13 protein-coding genes and 4 tRNA genes are annotated in these 18,250 nt (G+C 42.5%); 8 read left to right on the top strand and 9 right to left on the bottom strand.

Features of this window, described 5'->3' with window-relative positions:
- Positions 1-146: 146 nt before the first annotated feature.
- The 5 genes from BUA78_RS17010 to BUA78_RS17030 all read right to left on the bottom strand — a co-directional run bounded on the left by BUA78_RS17010 (position 147) and on the right by BUA78_RS17030 (position 8,056).
- Positions 147-830, bottom strand: coding sequence for a response regulator (locus tag BUA78_RS17010; RefSeq protein ID WP_072916956.1), 684 nt, complete (start codon positions 828-830; stop codon positions 147-149).
- An 18-nt stretch (positions 831-848) separates the two neighbouring features.
- Positions 849-3,542, bottom strand: coding sequence for a sensor histidine kinase (locus BUA78_RS17015; protein WP_072916958.1), 2,694 nt, complete (start codon positions 3,540-3,542; stop codon positions 849-851).
- Between the two features lie 320 nt (positions 3,543-3,862).
- Positions 3,863-4,516 (bottom strand): potassium channel family protein, encoded by a 654-nt coding sequence (locus BUA78_RS17020; RefSeq protein WP_072916961.1) that lies wholly within the window; start codon positions 4,514-4,516, stop codon positions 3,863-3,865.
- Between the two features lie 12 nt (positions 4,517-4,528).
- Complete coding sequence (locus BUA78_RS17025; protein WP_072916963.1) at positions 4,529-5,863, bottom strand: TrkH family potassium uptake protein; 1,335 nt, start codon at positions 5,861-5,863, stop codon at positions 4,529-4,531.
- Between the two features lie 264 nt (positions 5,864-6,127).
- Complete coding sequence (locus BUA78_RS17030; RefSeq protein WP_072916966.1) at positions 6,128-8,056, bottom strand: ABC-F family ATP-binding cassette domain-containing protein; 1,929 nt, start codon at positions 8,054-8,056, stop codon at positions 6,128-6,130.
- Between the two features lie 181 nt (positions 8,057-8,237).
- Here BUA78_RS17030 and BUA78_RS17035 point away from each other — a divergent pair, with 181 nt between their 5' ends.
- On the top strand, positions 8,238-8,525 hold the full coding sequence (locus BUA78_RS17035) for a putative quinol monooxygenase (protein WP_072916967.1): 288 nt from the start codon (positions 8,238-8,240) through the stop codon (positions 8,523-8,525).
- 429 nt (positions 8,526-8,954) lie between these two features.
- Here the strand turns inward: BUA78_RS17035 and BUA78_RS20330 are convergent, their stop codons facing one another.
- From BUA78_RS20330 to BUA78_RS17045, 3 genes are all read right to left on the bottom strand, one after another.
- Positions 8,955-9,122 (bottom strand): hypothetical protein, encoded by a 168-nt coding sequence (locus tag BUA78_RS20330; RefSeq protein WP_175549063.1) that lies wholly within the window; start codon positions 9,120-9,122, stop codon positions 8,955-8,957.
- A 185-nt stretch (positions 9,123-9,307) separates the two neighbouring features.
- Positions 9,308-10,384: a branched-chain amino acid aminotransferase gene (locus tag BUA78_RS17040; RefSeq protein WP_072916971.1), complete on the bottom strand. Its 1,077-nt coding sequence runs from the start codon at positions 10,382-10,384 to the stop codon at positions 9,308-9,310.
- A 154-nt stretch (positions 10,385-10,538) separates the two neighbouring features.
- Positions 10,539-14,333 (bottom strand): response regulator, encoded by a 3,795-nt coding sequence (locus tag BUA78_RS17045; RefSeq protein ID WP_072916974.1) that lies wholly within the window; start codon positions 14,331-14,333, stop codon positions 10,539-10,541.
- Positions 14,334-14,588: 255 nt separating this feature from the next.
- Between BUA78_RS17045 and BUA78_RS17050 the strand changes: the two genes are divergently transcribed.
- The 3 genes from BUA78_RS17050 to BUA78_RS17060 all read left to right on the top strand — a co-directional run bounded on the left by BUA78_RS17050 (position 14,589) and on the right by BUA78_RS17060 (position 14,914).
- A tRNA-Glu gene (locus tag BUA78_RS17050) sits at positions 14,589-14,664 on the top strand.
- 86 nt (positions 14,665-14,750) lie between these two features.
- A tRNA-Tyr gene (locus BUA78_RS17055) sits at positions 14,751-14,836 on the top strand.
- Between the two features lie 3 nt (positions 14,837-14,839).
- Positions 14,840-14,914: transfer RNA gene (locus BUA78_RS17060), tRNA-Gln, on the top strand.
- A gap of 49 nt (positions 14,915-14,963) precedes the next feature.
- On the opposite strand, the gene BUA78_RS20335 is transcribed toward BUA78_RS17060, so the two are convergent.
- A complete protein-coding gene (locus tag BUA78_RS20335; RefSeq protein ID WP_175549059.1) occupies positions 14,964-15,125 on the bottom strand; it encodes a hypothetical protein in 162 nt (53 codons plus the stop codon).
- A gap of 282 nt (positions 15,126-15,407) precedes the next feature.
- On the opposite strand from BUA78_RS20335, the gene BUA78_RS17065 reads away from it, so the two are divergent.
- The 4 genes from BUA78_RS17065 to BUA78_RS17080 all read left to right on the top strand — a co-directional run.
- Positions 15,408-15,494 (top strand) — tRNA-Leu (locus tag BUA78_RS17065).
- 145 nt (positions 15,495-15,639) lie between these two features.
- Entirely contained in the window at positions 15,640-15,915 is a 276-nt protein-coding gene (locus BUA78_RS17070; protein WP_072916976.1) for a metal-sensing transcriptional repressor, read from the top strand.
- Between the two features lie 116 nt (positions 15,916-16,031).
- The gene (locus tag BUA78_RS17075) at positions 16,032-17,891 is read left to right on the top strand and encodes a heavy metal translocating P-type ATPase (protein WP_072916978.1); all 1,860 of its coding nucleotides are present in this window, start codon (positions 16,032-16,034) and stop codon (positions 17,889-17,891) included.
- A gap of 171 nt (positions 17,892-18,062) precedes the next feature.
- A partial coding sequence (locus BUA78_RS17080) for a transposase (RefSeq protein WP_476580465.1) occupies positions 18,063-18,250 on the top strand: 188 nt, incomplete at its 3' end.

Here is an 18,250-nt window from a genome sequence, read left to right on the forward strand (position 1 = left end):
TTTTCTCCTAAACCCTAACATTGTTTGCAAAACTATAACCCGGATATGGAGACTCCAAAAAAGTCCCTTATCCGGGTTATAGTTTATGAATTGCTGACTTACTTAGAAGACAGATCCGGTTAAGAATAAAAATAGTTCGGGAGTTTTTATAATAAACGGTAACCCACTCCTGGCTCAGTTATAATATGTCGTGGTCGAGAAGGGTCTGCCTCGATCTTTCTACGCAGCTGCCCTATAAAAACCCGCAGGTAGTGTGTGTCATTCTCATAAGTGGGACCCCAGCACGTCTTTAATAGCTGCTTATGAGTTAGTACTTTGCCAGCATGAATGGCTAAGTTTTTGATTAAATCATATTCCGTCGGGGTAAGCTTGACCTCTTCGTCCTTTGCCACGACTCTTCGGTGGGCCAAATCTATGACCAAATCATCAAACTTTAATATCGGTTCATCAGCGCCCCCGGCGGAATGCCTCATGGCTGCCCGAATGCGTGCCAGCAGTTCACCCATGCCAAAGGGCTTGGTTAAATAGTCGTCCGCTCCTGCATCTAGGGCCAAAATTTTATCATTCTCCTGCTCCTTGGCAGATAGTATAATTACCGGCGTCTTGGTCCATTCCCGTAAGCGAGTCATTACCTCAAGTCCATCCATATCAGGTAAACCCAGATCTAGAATAATTAAATCTGGCCGAAAAATAGTCACTTCACTAAGTCCTTGCTGACCTGTGGCAGCTGCTCCCACTTCATACCCGTGACTAGTTAAAGCCACCCGCAAAAGTTTCTGCATTTGGCTTTCATCGTCAATAACCAGGATGCGTGCTCCTTTACTTTCCATAATTATCTCCTTTGTGAACTACTCATTGGTTACTGGCGGTTGATCCTCCAGGGGTAAGGTAAACTTCATCTCCACTCCCCTACCCGGCTGATTGGCTGCCCATATTTTGCCCCCATGTGCTTCTACAAAGCCTTTACAAATGGCCAAACCAAGACCAGTGCCACTGACCAGGCGGGGAGATTGTAAACGATAAAATTTATCAAAAATGCGTTCTATGTCTTCTTCAGGTATTTCCGGGCCTCGGTCAGCTACCGTTACTTCGATTTCCTGCCCCTTCGGCAATGCCTCAACAGCAATCTCTGTACCGGGTTCAGAATATTTTAACGCGTTATCCATTAAATTAACAAGTACTTGCTCAATTAATATAAAATCTACCTTGACTAAAGGCAGGTCGTTCTGTACCTTGATGTCAACCAACCGCGTTCCCAGAGATTCCTCTAAACGGCTTATGGCAACACCAATAATATCCTGCATATCACACCACTCTTTATTGGGACGCACAAGGCCGCCTTCCAACTTGGCCATATCCAAAAGGTTGTGCACAAAGCGGTTCATGCGAAGTGCACCCTGCTGAATACTTTGCAGCAAATCCCTGCGAGCCTCCTCGGAAAAGACTTCGTCATTTTCCAGCAAGCCGGAAGCTGCCCCAATAATGGAAGCCAGGGGAGTTCTTAGATCGTGTGACAGTGAATTAAAAAGAGCGTTCCTTAAACGTTCTGACTCCGCCAATGTTTGAGCCTCCCTGGCTTGCTCAGCCAGCTTGACTCTGGTAACAGTCACTGAAGCTAAACTTACAAAGGCTTCCAGTAGACGCAACTGTTCTGGTTCAAAAAAAGTATTGGCATCCTTTGAGCAAATACCCAGCACGCCGCAAATTTCCTTATCTGCACGTAGCGGTAAATAAAGCCCCTCCGCAGCCCCTAATGTGTCTGTACCCTTACCAGCCTTCTGACCCCTGGTAAAAACCCAGGTGGCCACTGCATACTCATGCTCATTAATATAACTTTCTCCTTCATTCTCAGAACTCGCCTTTAGCACTAACTTCGTGTCTTTTTCCGGCAGCAGCAATACAACCTGACATTCGATAGTTTCAGCCACTTTTTTCACAATACTTTCCAGGACAAGTTCTGGTTCTGCTACCGCTGCTATGTCCTTGCTGAGAGAATATAGGGCGGAAATCCGGGCCTCCCGCCTACGGGAGTTTACTATCTGCTGTCTTAAACGGGTAGATAGGCGGCTGGTAAACAAAGCTATCATCACAAAAATGAGAAAAGTTATCACATAACGTATATCAGTCACCGTAAAACTGATGGTGGGCGGTACTACAAAGAAGTCAAAACCAATAACCCCCATAATAGCCGTGGCTATTGAGGGCCTGGTGCCCCATTTGACGGCACTAAGCAATACCGGAAGTAAAAATAGCATAGCTAGGTTAACTAGACCAAAGGTGTTTTTTAAAGGAGCAGCAACAAGGGTTAATCCCACCATCATAACTAGAGAAGCTAAATAAGGATACAGGGACTTTAACTCTTTGATAGGCTGTTGCGTTGGTTGTGGTACTTTTTGTTGGCCCTGCAAGAGTTTAGGGTTTCCGGGAATAACGTGCACACTGATCCCTTCGCTCTTGCGAATCACTTTATCTACCACTGAGCCGTGCATAAGCTCCCATAAGCGAGAGTATAAAGGCTTACCAATAATGATTTGGGAAACGTTCCTCTTGCGGGCTAGCTCCAGTAATTCTTCAGCAACATCATTGCCGGAAACATTTATTGTTTCTGCGCCTAGTTCCTCTGCCAGATGTAGGTTTTTAGCCAGTTGATCTCTCTCTTCCTCACGTACCGGGAATCGCCTGGGAGTGTCTACGTAAACAGCCAGCCACTCAGCCTGCAGCCCCTCTGCCATCCGCTTGGCGATCCTAATTAACGGGGCGGAAAATGGGCTGGCACTAATACACACCAAGACCCGCTCACCAGTAGGCCAGGGCCCGGTAATGCCGTGTAATCTCATGTAAGATTCCACCTGGCGATCCACCCTTCTGGCTGTATAGCGTAGGGCCAATTCCCTCAAGGCATTGATATTTCCGGGCCGAAAAAACCTGCGCAGGGCTTCCTGGGCCTGCCCGGGTACATAAATCTTACCATCCTTTAGTCGTTGAATTAATTCCTCCGGTCGGATATCAACCAGTTGAATTTGTGCACCTTGTTCCAGAATACGATCTGGAACGGTTTCCCGAACCGTGACTCCTGTAATTTGAGCCACCACATCATTCAGCGTTTCCAGATGTTGAATGTTAAGCGTAGTATAAACATGAATTCCCGCGGCTAACAGTTCCTGAACATCCTGATAGCGGTGAGCATGACGGGAACCGGGAATGTTAGTGTGGGCCAGTTCATCCACTAGAGCTATCTCTGGTTTACGGGCCAGTATGCCATCCAGGTCCATCTCCCCAAACTCTCGATCCCGGTATTCCATGCATTTGGGAGGAACGACGGGAAGACCCTTTAAGAGGGCCTCCGTCTCAATCCTACCGTGAGTTTCCACCCAGCCGATGACCACCTCTACGCCTTCAGCCATCCTTTCTTGGGCGGCCTCCAACATGGCAAAGGTCTTCCCCACACCGGCTGCTGCACCAAGGAAAACCGTCAGTTTTCCTTGTCCTTCTTTTTCCATGCTAGCCAGCACGTCGGGGTTTACCCGTCTTTCCTTCAACATCAGAATTATCTCCTATCTTAAAGAAAAACCAGTTTCCTATTTAACCTTGCACATTAACCGGTTTGCCATCCCGTTAAACGATGGTACCATTGGCCTGTCTGGGGAATAGTACCTGGACAGCTAGATAATACCCAAAAGAAACAAAGATCGGCTTATTGTTTTCGCCATTTTTTCATACTTCCCTTTCCCAGTACCCACTAGGAGAGTATTAATTAATTTAATACAGTAGCTAATCCATACTATTTAGCATACCCAGTTTGGGATAGGTAGCAATGAACAATGCCGGGAGTAAAGTAACGGCTTAAAAAAGGTTTACTCTGCTAAATCTCTACTGTGTCAAAATCTTGTAATCTCTCTGTTCGGCCAATGACTACCAAAATATCTCCTTCTAAAATCTCCTGGCTGGCACTGGGGGAAATTATCATTTCCTCACCCCTGCGTATAGCCAGAATACTCATACCGTATTTATGCCTAGCTCCCGATTTCTCCAGCGTTTTATTAACCAGTTTTGGTGGAGCAACCATTTCTACTAAGCTATACTCTGGAGAAAGGGAGATCTGCTCCATGACATTTTTAGAGACCAAAGCATGGGCTACCTTAATTCCAATATCTCGCTCTGGGTAGATCACTTTATCGGCACCTACCCGCTCCAGCACCTTTCCATGCAACTCGTTCTGAGCCTTGGCCACTACCTTCTGAACACCTAACTCCTTAAGCATAACAGTTACCAGTATGCTGGATTGAACTTCCTTACCAATAGCTACAACGACTACATCAAAATTTCTAATCCCTATGCTCTTTAAGGCGTGCTCATCCAAAGCATCCAGTGTCACTGCATGGGTAACATACTCTACAATATCGTTGACACGTTCCTCATCCATATCAGCAGCAAAGACCTGATAGCCCATTTTGGCGAGAGTCATTGCAACACTGGAGCCGAATCTCCCTAGACCTATGACGGCAAACTGTTTCATTTTTTACTCCTCCTAGCCAATAATGATACGCTCCTCGGGATAACGAATATGGTCCTTTCGCTTCAGACGTGAGGCCAGAGCAAAGGCCAGGGTTAATGGTCCTAAACGCCCGATGAACATGGTTATAATGATTATGATTTGTCCAAAAGACGTCAATTTTGTCGTTAGACCGGCAGTTAAACCCACTGTGCCAAAGGCCGAAACAACCTCAAACAGGATTACCAGGAAGTCTGCTTTTTCCGTGATACTTAAGGCTAATGTAGCAAAAACCACCCAAAGCATAGCCAATAAAACTATACTTAGGCCCTTATAAATCAGATCTGTGGGTAGCCTGCGGCGAAAAAGCTCTGCATCCTCTTTACCCTTAGCCAGGGAGATTACGGCTAGTACAAGCATACCAAAGGTGGTTGTTTTGATTCCTCCACCAGTAGAGCCAGGAGATGCACCAATAAACATTAAAAGTACCATAAAAAATAATGTGGCCGGTCTGAGTACAGCGATATCGATTGTATTAAAACCCGCTGTACGCGGTGTCACCGCCTGGAACCAACTAGCCCAAAGCCTGGTTCCGAAATCCAATGGTGCAAGGGTATTGTTTAATTCCAAGAAAAAAATAACCACTGTGCCTAAGATCAATAGGCCCGCCGTAATGAGTAAAGCAAAGCGGGTATGCACGGTAAGTTTTTTAGTTTGACGAAAACGTAATATATCAACAATTACAGTAAAACCGATACCCCCTAAGATAATGTCCATAGTAATGGCTATGTTGACGATGGGATCTCCTACATAGGAGGTTAATCCTTTGAAGTTACCCATTAAATCAAATCCGGCATTATTAAATCCCGATACAGCATGAAAAATACCAAACCAAATGCCTTTTATTGGACCAAACTCTGGAATCCAACGCATCATAAGCAGCAAGGCAACAAGTAACTGAATCGTTAAGGTTATTAAAATCACCTGTTTTGCCAGCCTTACTAAACCGCTAAGGTCTATCACATTTAGAGACTGTTGAATTAATAGACGCTCCCTAAAAGAAATTCGCCGTCCCATTAACAGAGCAAACAGGACAGCCATAGTCATAAACCCCAATCCCCCTATCTGAATTAGGGCCATGATGACGACATGACCGAAGGTACTCCAATGTGTGCCCGTATCCATCACCACCAGCCCTGTTACACAGACAGCAGAGGTGGATGTAAATAAGGCCGAGAGAAAATTTGTATACTCTTTACTTGCTGAGGAAATTGGCAAAGCTAATAAGAACGCTCCTACTAATATGACACATAGAAAACCCAGCACCAGAACTCTGGCAGGGTGATTTAAAAAGCCACTTAGTCTTTGCAAAAAGTCACCTTCTCCATGTCTTTAGTACTTACATATAAAAAGCTAACGCAATGCGGTCGTTAGCAATGGTTTCAGACGAACTGAGGCTAAGGTTATTTTATTACGTTTTACCATTAGTTTTGGATAAAGAAAATCTCGAAAGACATAAAGAAAATATAAAGATTAATAAGCCGTAGGAAAAGCATACAGGATATTTCATTCATCAGTGATGCCCAAAGATAAAAAACCCGCAACTACTTAAAAGTTGCGGGTTACTACTCTAAATCATCTCGGTGCTTTTGCGTTGCTATTTTTCTTTATTTCCTCGGCTAACTCATTTAGATACGTCCAACGCTCCATTAATTCTTCCAGGCGTTGCTCCAGATTTTTTTGAACCCCTAGCAGTTCTTGCAGCAATCCGTAATCGCTACCAGCCTGATTGATTTTTTTATTGACTTCATTTAACTCTTCCTCTGCCTCGGCAATAAATTCATCAATTTGCTCATATTCTCGCTGTTCTTTGTAGGTAAATTTTAAGGGACGGTCTTTTTTCTTTTCCTGATAATCGTTCTTTTTTTCTTGGCTCTGTTTAACGGTATCCTTTCCTACCTCTGTGGTCTGATTTAGAGCTTCATAGTATTCGGTATAACTGCCCATAAATTCTACGATCTGGCCATCCTGGCCAAAGGTAAACAATTTTTCAACGGTTCGATCCAGGAAATAGCGGTCATGGGAAACCACAATTAAAGTACCGGGAAAATCATCCAAGTAGTCTTCTAAAATGGTTAAGGTCTGAATATCCAAATCATTGGTCGGCTCATCAAAAAGTAAGACATTCGGTGCTGCCATTAAAACCCTAAGCAAATACAACCTTCTCTTTTCCCCACCAGAAAGTTTAGTAATGGTCGTCCATTGCACATCCGCCGGAAACAAGAAGCGCGTTAGCATCTGGGAGGCACTAATGTATTCACCATCGGAGGTGGGTAAATATTCTGCTACCTCTTTAATATAATCAATCACCCGGAGATCTTCCGGCATTTCGGTATTTTCTTGGGAAAAGTACCCTACTTTAACCGTTTGGCCGAGCTCTACCTTGCCTCTATCCGGGCTTAGGTTGCCAGTAATGATGTTTAGCAGAGTTGATTTGCCGCTACCATTGGGTCCAATAATGCCAACTCGCTCACCCTTAGCAAAAATATAACTAAAATCCTGGATGACTGTTCTAGCTGCAAAGCTTTTACTGATATGCTCTAGTACAATGACTTTACTGCCCAAGCGGCTGGCTCCTACAGCAATATCCAGCTTATCATTGGCAGTTTCCACCTTGGCTGCCTGCAGCTTTTCAAATCGGTCAATTCTGGCCTTCTGTTTAGTAGTACGGGCCTTGGCACCTCGTTGAATCCAAACCAGTTCATTTCGTAAAATATTTTGCCTTTTGGCTTCCGAGGCTTGCTGCTGCTCTTCCCGAGCTAATTTTAATTCTAGAAACTTACTATAGTTCCCCTCATAGCGATAGAGCTGAGCACGGTCTAACTCCATAATCTGGTTAACCACCCGATCTAAAAAATAACGGTCGTGGGTAACCATCAACAGCGCTCCCTTGCGTTTATTTAAATATTGTTCCAACCAAGTCACCGTTTCATTATCAATATGGTTCGTAGGCTCATCCAGGATTAAAAGATCCGCCGGATTAATTAAAGCACTGGCCAGGGCAACCCTCTTACGCTGACCTCCAGAAAGTTTCGCCACAGGGATATTAAAATCATGAATACCAAGTTTGGTCAGAATGGTTTTGGCTTCACTTTCCAGCTGCCAGTTGTCTAGGGCATCCATCTGTTGGCCTAATTGCAGCAGCTTTTTTTGCAAATCCTGCTGGTTCGGGTCCTTTGCTAAAAGCGCTGCGGTTTCTTCATAATTACGTAACAACTGCGTCGCCGGTGAATTTCCCTTAAACACCTGTTGAAGAACAGTGGCCTGCTGATCAAAGTAAGGGTTCTGGGGTAAGTACTCAATTCGCAGGGTGTTGACCGTGGTAATCTTCCCACCATCCGCCTGTGCCACACCAGCTAATACTTTTAAAAAAGTGGATTTGCCAGTACCATTTACACCCACTAAACCAATCTTTTCTCCTTCGCCAATGCCACAGGAAATATGTTCAAAAAGCTTTTTTACACCGTAACTTTTCGTGAGATTTTCTACTGTTAATAGGTTCATCATCATTTTCCTTTATTTATAGTCGTTATTTTGAATCTTACTAAAATGTAGCACATGACTTCTAGACTGTCCACTTACCTACTTCGGGTTGCCCTTTTCTTTTAGATAGAGTTTCTCGACAAACTTGTTCAGATAAGTCAATCTTTGTATAATAAGGAAAAACTATTGTAGGGTGATAAAAATGATAAAAGTAGTGGCAAAGAGCGTAATCAAAAAGGATTGTCTTGAAAAATATAACTCCTTGGTCACCGAATTAATTGAAGAAACACGGAAGGAAAAAGGAAATGTTTCTTATGAATTATACCAAGATATTAATAATCCTTGCATCTTAACTTTTATAGAAGAATGGTCTGATGAAGAATCTTTAAATCTTCATTTGCAGTCAATACATTTTACAACGATTGTGCCTAAACTTGGTCTATTACGAGAAAATGAAAGCGAGATTAATATCTATCGTTTAATCCGGTAGTAAAAAAACAGCTATCACAAAAGCAAGATAGCTGTTTTTACTGTTTATTTAGCCAATGATCAGAAAAAATAAAATAAAACACCAAAAGCGGTGCTTTATTTTATAAACTGTAGGTCCTTGAGACTTTTATATTTTCTTTTTTCTTCTTTGGTTACATTCTTTTGTTCTTCATATAATTGTAGAAAAGCCTTAACTTCCTCGTCTGTTATTTTTTTATTTAATTGAAGGTAATTTAAAAAACACATCAGCATATCTTCATTATCAATTAGCAGTTCATGTAGCTTGAAAATAATAATGACCTCCGATCTTTGTCACTTTAAAGACAAATTCTACATTTCACAATCTTTCTCCTGCTAACTAATTGAAAAAGGTTAATAAAATTGAAAAAAATAAAAATTGTTTCAATTTAGTTTAATGCCAAGTGTTTTTCTACTGAGTATTTTTACTATTACCATTCTCACCTTTGTCATTACAATTACACTGTCTGACAATGTTTATTACTTCTTCTTCTGTTAATCTACCGGTATCAATTAAATATTGCAGAAAGGCAATAAATTTTTCTTTATCCTTCGATATTTGCTCTAGCAGAGCCTTCATACACAATACCCCCCGGAGATTTCGATTATACTTATTATCTTCTACATTACTATTTAATTTCCTTCTGTAACATACCATTCTGCAAAATATTCTAAATATTCGCATCGTGAATTTAATTTCATATTGTACTATTTTTCTTTAATTGCACAAAAAAAGAGAAGGCCTTAACCTTCCCTCTTTCGTCATTACAGTCTACCGATTTCCTTCACCCAGCCGAAGGGATCTTCTTGTCTACCGTATTGGATATTCACCAGGGTATCATACAAATGCTGGGTATTCGGACCAACCTGATTATTATTAATGACATATTCCTTTTCTTTAAAGGTTAGGGAACCTACAGGGGAAATAACCGCTGCTGTACCGGAGCCAAAGGCTTCGGTAATTGCGCCAGTGGCAATATCTTCAATCACTTCATCAATACTAATGGTCCGCTCTTCCGCTGTCAAACCAAGATGTTTGGCTAACTCAAGGACAGAAGCACGGGTGATGCCAGGAAGAATTGAGCCTGAAAGAGCAGGAGTTACCAGCTTATTGCCATAGACAAAGAACATATTCATGGCTCCCACTTCTTCTACATATTTACGCTCCTTGGCATCCAACCATAACACCTGGGAGAAGCCCTTTTGCTGAGCACGGTAGCCTGCCATAAGGCTGGCTGCGTAGTTACCGCCGGTTTTAATATCCCCTACTCCGCCAACAGCAGCCCGGACAAAGGTATCTTCAACATAAAGCTTTACAGGTTGAAAACCACCTTTATAGTAGGCTCCTACAGGACTCAGAATAACAAAAAAAGTATACTCTGCGGAAGGATGCACTCCTAGAAAAGCTTCGGTGGCAATCATGGTTGGACGGATATACATGGAGGTTCCCGCAGCTCTGGGAATCCAATTTTTCTCGGCCAGCACTAACTCCTCAATAGCCTGCAGCATATCTTCCTCCGGAATGGTAGGCATTACTAAGCGTGCTGCAGAATTATTCATTCTTCTTACGTTCTGTTCGGGGCGAAATAACAAAATTCTGCCATCCTCTGCAGCATAGGCCTTCATGCCTTCGAATATTTCCTGAGAATAGTGGAACACACAGGCAGAAGGATCTAAAGTAAAGTTTTTATATTTTTCAATCTTTGCTTCAGTCCACTCATTATTGGCATACCGCATGGTAAACATACGGTCCGTAAAAATTCGACCAAAACCAAGTTGAGAGGCATCTTGAAATTTGGCCTTTAGTTCCTGTTCTTGAAGTTTTTCTTCCGTTATCTTCACATTACTCACTCCCTGTTGTTCTAGCCCTTGTTCTTAATTTTATTTTATTCGCTGATCAAGTGTAATTATCCTTTCACCATTGCCAAATTATTATTTTCACACAATAGAAAACTCCGGCAAATACTGCCGGAGTTTTTCCAACAAGGCCTTCTATTTAGAGTTCTTCTTCCAATATTTTGGTATAGAACTCACGTAGTTCTGCTACCAAGCTCTTAACTAAATCGCTATCTTTATTGGTGGCTGCTTTTTCAATAGACGCTCCTAGAGCGGAGAATTCAGGGAAGCCATAAGCTCCCCCGGAGCCTTTTAACCCATGACCAATATATTGGACGGTGGTAAAATCATTGACTTTAGCTGCATATTTCAGTTTATCCATTTCTTCGGATAGATCCTGCAAATACCAGGGTACCAGAGCCTCTATCCCTGTATCCCTTGAGCGTATTTTTTTATTGGACTCTTTTAAATATTGTTTAATGGTTTTTAGTAAGGTGTCCCTTTTAACCGGTTTTGCTAAATAATCATTACAGCCGGCCTCAATACACTTTTCATAGTCACCTTTCATAGCATGGGCTGTGAGGGCTATAATTGGTAAATCATGAAATTGGCTCATTTGGCGAATCCGTCTGGTGGCTTCATAGCCATCCATGATCGGCATTTGCATGTCCATTAGGAGCAGATCAAATTTATTTTTTTCCAGCAGATCGATAGCTTGTTGCCCATTTTCTGCCACCATTACTTGATATTTTTCGGACAATAGTTGTCGCATTAATTTTTGATTGAAGCGATTGTCTTCTACTAACAAAATAGTAAGCTTCGTTTCTGTTGCCTTTTTCGATAATTCGGAGTTTGCTACTCCACTCCGGACAAGGGAAGCAAGTTCTTCTAGTAAAACCCCCGGCTGCGCCACCCGCTTGTTTAGTATTTTTTCATATTTGTCGTTTAGCTTCTGGTAATCCTCCGGGGTTAGATCCTTCACTGTATTAATTAAAACAGGAATATTTTTAAACTGTGGATTTTCACGAACTTTATCCAAAAATTCGAAGCCATCCATCCCCGGCATCATAAGATCTAAGATAATGGCTTGTACCAGTCCACCATTTAGGATGTAGGTTAGTGCCTCTTCTGCCTTAATGAATGTATGCGTCTGATACCCTGCTTCCCCCAGAACACAACTTAAAAACTGCAGGACATTATGATCGTCATCCACTAAAACAACGTTATTTTCAACGGTGTTGCGTTGCCCAATTAACCTCCTAAGCCGTTCAATCAATGTTTTTTCAGACACTGGTTTTTCCAGAAAATCCACCGCTCCCAGAGAAAATGCCCGCTCTTTTTCTGGTAAAATGGAGCAGACGATGATGGGAATATCCTGACACCCTTCTTGCAGCTTAATCTTCTGCAAAATCTCCCAACCGTTTAAATCCGGCAACAATATATCCAGAATAATAATATCTGGCCGATAAATTTTTACCATGGTTAAAGACTGCTTACCCTGATCCGTAGTAATTACCGTATATCCTGCTTTTTCCAAATAGTTGGCGATTAACTGCTTCGTAGCCCAGTCATCCTCAACCACCAAAACTACACCGGAACTTTGCTCACCTTTTTCCTCTACCGACTGAACGACCTGCTGCACTTCAACTTGGTCAAGCGGAATGGTAAAAACAAATGTAGCACCCTGATTTTCTTCGCTTTCAACAGTCATTTCCCCATCCATTAACTGAGCCAGGTTTTTACTGATTGTGAGGCCCAAACCAGTGCCACCAAATTTTCGCGTTGTTGAACCATCTGCCTGGGTAAAGGCTTCAAAAATCAGAGTAAGTTTCTCCTTGGTAATACCGATGCCGGTATCTTCAACCATAAATTTCAGATTGAATCTGCGGTCTTCATTACCAATGCTATTGTGGCTGACCGTAAGTTTGACAAATCCTTGGTGCGTAAACTTAGCTGCGTTGGAAAGCAGATTACTTAAAATCTGCCGTATCCGTGTCGGATCACCTTTAAAGTCATCCGGTAGGTTGGGCTCAATATTAATTTTCATTTCTACATCTTTTTCCAGTAATTTTGGTTCAACTACACTTATTGCTTCATAAATTAATTTACGCAAACTGAAATCTGTTTCTTCTAAAGTAAATTTTCCAGATTCTATTTTAGAAAGATCTAATATATCGTTAATGAGTTCCATCAGTTGCTCTCCACATTGCTGAATAATCTTGACACTTTCCTCTTGCTGAGCATCCAGTTGTTGATGCATTAATACTTCCGCAAATCCTAGTATGCCGTTCATGGGAGTTCGAATTTCGTGACTCATATTAGCCAAAAACTCCGACTTAGCTTGATTCGCTTTTTCTGCTGCTACCCGGGCCTGTTCAGCTTGTCTTTTGGCCGCTGCCACCTCAGTAACATCGACCACCATCAGTAAAATACCATCGTAGGTATGATCGCGGTAAACCGGTTGGATGTTCATAATTACATCCATTTCTCCCATACGGCGGGTAATCGTTCTAGGCGGATGATTGGGATTGATACGGTACTCATCGATAATGGAACGAACCTTGACTAGCGTTTCCCCCTTGTGAATATCCCATAGTTTTTTCCCGATAATATCTTCCCTGGTCATGCCGGCCAGAGCAGCACATTGCTCATTTACTTCGGTTACGACATCATTGGCATCCACCAAAGCAATAGCTGCCTTCATTATCGAAATAATTGCCCTAAGTTTAGCTGCTTCCCGTTCGGTTTCTTCTCTGGCCTGCTGCAGTTTTAACTGGGTCATTTTATGGTTGGTAATATCCTTTGCCGCTACATAAAAGCCACTTATTTTTCCGCTTGTCAGACGAATGGGGTTGGCATGGACATTCAGGGTACAACCAGTCTGCGTTATTTCACCGCGCCAGGATTCTCCCCTAACCAGCGATAAAAGCAATTTTTCGTTCTGATAATATATCTCTTCAAGGCCTAAGCCAATCAGCTCCTGCTCAGAGCGACCAAAAAGTTCCACAGCAGCAGCATTGGCATAGGTCAGTTGGGCACTTTCATTAAAAATGGTTACACATTCAATAGAACTGTTGTTAGCCTGCATGTGTAAACGAAGATTTTGCTGCATTAAATTACGTTCGGTAACATCTTCAAACACCTGTACTCCACCGGTGTATTCACCACTTATATCATGTAAAAAAGAGCCGCTAGTAAGCAGTTGCCTTCGACCACGTCTGGTATTAACCTCAACCTCCACATCTTTATAGCAGCCACCTGTTATCATAGCCTGATAAAGCTGACATTCTTCCTTTGTACACTGGCAACCCATTAAATTAGAGCAATGAACTCCAATTACATCTTCCGGATTTACTTCAAAATAGGCTGCAGCAGCCTCATTAATCTCGATAATTTCCATTTGCGAGTTAACCACAAAAACACATTCTGTCATGCTTTCAAAAATAGTACGCAATTTATTTCTTTCATTAGTTAATTGTTGATTGGCCACTTGCAGTTCAATTAATCTAGATTCCGGCCCTTCTCCAACCCATTCACTGCAAAAACCTATTTCATAAAGATCAAAAAAATACTCTACCGCATTTAATGCATCAGACTTTTCTTCTTCCGCTAATGTACTTTCACGAATAAACTCCAAGTACGCGCGCTGATAGTATTTAAACAGACTTATAAACATCTTTAAGGTAATTCCCCTGGCCCGATGAAGCCGCGCACTTTTTATGCCTAAAAAAGTTATCGGATGATTGGCTAAATCCATATCCACCTGTATCTTGTATTGTTCTGATTCTTTTAAGAAAATCACCAGAGAATGAATAAGCTGTCGAACAGACAACCGCCAATCTTCCATACGGGTAGAACTACTCCGGGTGAAACCACCCATCTTGGCGTATTTGATTATCTTTTGATAAATAACTTCTTCATTGCAAGTTAATAATTCTACCACTTTACTTCTCACAGGTGACCCTCCTGCCCTAGAATATGACCTATTTACAAGCGGTACAAGCTTCCTTCTTTTTTCGTTAAGGGAAAGTATAAATATACCAAATGTAATGATATCAGAAAAAAATTGATTTTAATTAACTAAATCCTTACAAATTAATTAACTTTCACACAAGTAATTAAAAATGTTACACATTATTTAAAATTACTTATAAAAATGCTTGCAGCACAAAAGATGTTTTGTTATAATAAGTTTCGTCGCTAGCTTTATGGCCCCTTGGTCAAGCGGCCTAAGACACCGCCCTTTCACGGCGGTAACACGGGTTCGAATCCCGTAGGGGTCACCAATTTAACTTAGTAACACTGTTCGAAGCCCCTCCCCGTAGGGGTCACCAATTTAACTTAGTAACACTGTTGGTTAGCAATTTCATATGGAGGGGTTCCCGAGCGGCCAAAGGGAGCAGACTGTAAATCTGCCGTCAGACGACTTCGAAGGTTCGAATCCTTCTCCCTCCACCATATTGGGGTGTCGCCAAGCGGTAAGGCACCGGACTTTGACTCCGGCATTCGTTGGTTCAAATCCAGCCACCCCAGCCAATGAAAAAACAGGTAAGAGACAAACTCTTACCTGTTTTTTCATTGTTTATTACGTTGAAGGACGATTGATACCGGTTATTCTTTGCATTTTTTTTATAGCATTAGCACGGCCGGTATCCCAAGTTTCATGGTATCCACCAAATTTACCAACCAATGCTGCTTCCCCTCGAGTGCCCGCGTTCTTACTAAAACCTCTAACTCTTTTACGCATGCCAGAACCTCCCCTTAGCTTTTTACCCAGTGTTATTTTCTCCGATATTATAAATGTTATTTTATTAGTTTTCAGAAGAAAAACATTTGTCGTCTATATTGCATAAATTTTCGTCAAATTGTGACATAATAATAGTACACTTGAAAGTTACGCTCATTGTACCGGTAGGAAAATTTACCGGTCTTTTTTTTGTGCTTTTAGAACCATCAAGTTAGTACTTGCACTATTCATTTATCTTTGCTATAATCACTATTGCCTTGAAAAAAAATCTAAGTAAACCATGCGGCAATGGCGGAATTGGCAGACGCGTAAGATTCAGGTTCTTATGCCCGTTAGGGTGTGGAGGTTCAAGTCCTCTTTGCCGCACCAAATACACATAATCCGAACCACTCACGACAGGTTGTTCCTGTTGGCGAAGGGTTCGGATTTTTGCTATATCATACAAAATTGACGAGGCTTTTTTGTCATGATATACTACATATACCCCCATAGGTATACGGAAGGAGGGATATTGGTGCGCCAATGTATGGATCAAGACAACCTTCACAGAAGGCTCAATAAAATCATGGGACAACTCAAAGCGATTGATAAAATGGTGGACGAGGACATTCCCTGCGAAGATATACTCATTCAAATCAATGCGGCCAAAGGAGCATTACATAAGGTTGGGCAAATGATTTTGGAAGGACATCTAAACCATTGTGTCCGGGAAGGCATAGAACACGGTGATGCCGAGAAAACAATTGCTGATTTTGCGAAAGCAGTTGAGCACTTTTCCCGCATGACATAGTATCGTTTACTAAAGCAGCTGACAATCGGCTGCTTTTTATATTGACAAGAGTATACCCCCGGGGGTATACTCTTGTCAATATACATATACCCCCATAGGTATAAGGAGTGATGTGTTTGATAGCATTTTTTAAGGATGACGAGAAGTGGAAAATTCTATTTCTTTGTCTTTCAGCGGTATCGTTAGCTGTTAGCTTCTTCAACATTGGTATGCTTCCCATTGATGCGGCATGGCTTGCCATCCTGCTCTGCGGTATTCCCATTATTAAAGGAGCAATGGTCGGGCTTGTCACCGAATTTGATATCAAAGCCGATGTGTTGGTATCCATCGCCTTGATTGCTGCGGTTTTAATCGGTGAAATATTTGCAGCCGGAGAAGTCGCGTTCATTATGACAATTGGTGCCTTTTTGGAGGAACGGACAGTTGCAAAAGCCCGTGCCGGTATTGAAAAACTGGTACATCTGTCTCCTGCCACAGCAAAAGTAGTACGCGATGGCGAGGAATATGTCGTCCCCGCTGAACAGGTAAAAGTGGGCGATACTCTCCGGGTACTGGCAGGGGAAACCATTGCCGTGGACGGCGTCATTACAAAGGGTCAGACTTCCGTTGACCAGTCCGTGATGACGGGCGAGTCCCTCCCTGTTGACAAAAACGAAGGAGATGAAGTCCAGAGCGGAACTGTTAATCAATTCGGTACCTTTGAAATGGTGGCGCAAAAGGTTGGCGAAGACAGTTCCCTGCAACGGATGATACATCTTGTGGAGTCGGCAGATGCCGGTAAAGCAAAAATTGTCGGCATAGCTGACCGCTGGGCAACCTGGATTGTGGTTATCGCCCTCTTTTGTGCGGTGATTACCTGGTTTGTCACCGGCGAGATTATTCGTTCTGTAACCATTCTCGTTGTGTTCTGTCCCTGTGCACTAGTTCTTGCGACACCAACAGCCATCATGGCAGGTATTGGCAATGCCACAAAATACGGCATTCTTGTTAGTCAAGGGGATGCGCTGGAACGTCTGGCAAAGGTGCGGCGTATTGCCTTTGACAAAACGGGTACGCTCACCAAGGGCAAGCCTTCTGTAATGCGGGTGGAAAGCTGCGCTACGGATATGGACAGTAACAAACTGCTTGAAATCACGGCAACGGCGGAATTGCACTCGGAGCACCCCCTTGGAAAAGCTATTGTAGCACATTACAGGCAAGGACGCGGTAAATCCCCTGCGGAGCCGGAGGCGTTTCAGCTATTGCCAGGACGGGGTGTTATGGCAACAGTGCAGGGATATGAGATTTTTGCAGGAAATGAAGCACTTGTGATCGACCATCATTTAGAGATACCGGAACAGCTTGTACAAAGCGTGGACAACGCAAAAGCAGACGGTAGTACCGTCATCTATGTGTTGGATAAAAAACACGTGATTGGTTTGATTGCTCTTTCCGATACACTCCGGCCTGATGCCACCCAAACTGTTAAAGAAATCAATGAAACCGGCACAAAAACGGTGCTTCTCACGGGGGATGCACCACAAGCCGCAAACCATATTGCGAAAATTGCGGGTATTACCGATGTGAGGGCAAACTGTCTGCCCGAAGATAAACTGATTGCAATTAAGCAGTATCAGAATAGCGGTGAGCCTGTTTGTATGGTAGGTGACGGTATCAACGACGCTCCAGCACTCAAAGCCGCCCAGGTTGGTATTGCCATGGGAGGCATTGGAAGTGACATTACCATCGAAGCTGCGGACATTGTCCTGGTCGGTGACGATATAAAAGAAATCCCGCACCTGCTATTGTTATCAAGAAAGGTTATGCACACCATCAACATCAACCTTGTGGCATCCATGTTACTCAACTTTGCCGCGATTGCCTTGGCAATCACCGGCATACTGAATCCCGTTGTGGGAGCTCTCGTACATAATGTGGGCTCTGTGGCAGTCATTATCAATTCATCGTTACTGCTCAAATGGAGAAAGAAACCCTAAAAGAGTGATGCTCCAAGCAATAACTCCGGTAAAACGGAGTTATTTCAGGCTGTTGAGAAAGCCAATGATAGTAGATATTTAAAGATAAGTAGTCCTAAACCATGAAAATCAAAGGTTTAGGGCTTTTTTTATGATATAATGGAAGAAAATGCAAGATTGTAGGTGGTAAAAATACTAACCTCAAATGACAAGACTCAAAGCAGTTTTGAATTTGTTTGTATTGAAGAATTAGTTCCTCAAAACCATTTACTACGAAAGATAGATAAGTACATAGATTTTTCGTTTATTAGAGAAAAAGTGCAGCCTTATTATTGTTCTGATAATGGTCGCCCCTCTATTGATCCTGTTGTATTATTCAA

Source organism: Desulforamulus aeronauticus DSM 10349 (assembly GCF_900142375.1).
Classification (GTDB): Bacteria; Bacillota; Desulfotomaculia; order Desulfotomaculales; family Desulfotomaculaceae; genus Desulfotomaculum; species Desulfotomaculum aeronauticum.

Excerpts from the sequence above, each read along its gene's own strand:
- BUA78_RS17010 (WP_072916956.1), bottom strand. The coding sequence starts at position 830 with ATGGAAAGTAAAGGAGCACGCATCCTGGTTATTGACGATGAAAGCCAA.
- BUA78_RS17015 (WP_072916958.1), bottom strand. The coding sequence starts at position 3,542 with ATGTTGAAGGAAAGACGGGTAAACCCCGACGTGCTGGCTAGCATGGAA.
- BUA78_RS17020 (WP_072916961.1), bottom strand. The coding sequence starts at position 4,516 with ATGAAACAGTTTGCCGTCATAGGTCTAGGGAGATTCGGCTCCAGTGTT.
- BUA78_RS17030 (WP_072916966.1), bottom strand. The coding sequence starts at position 8,056 with ATGAACCTATTAACAGTAGAAAATCTCACGAAAAGTTACGGTGTAAAA.
- BUA78_RS17035 (WP_072916967.1), top strand. The coding sequence starts at position 8,238 with ATGATAAAAGTAGTGGCAAAGAGCGTAATCAAAAAGGATTGTCTTGAA.
- BUA78_RS20330 (WP_175549063.1), bottom strand. The coding sequence starts at position 9,122 with ATGAAGGCTCTGCTAGAGCAAATATCGAAGGATAAAGAAAAATTTATT.
- BUA78_RS20335 (WP_175549059.1), bottom strand. The coding sequence starts at position 15,125 with ATGCGTAAAAGAGTTAGAGGTTTTAGTAAGAACGCGGGCACTCGAGGG.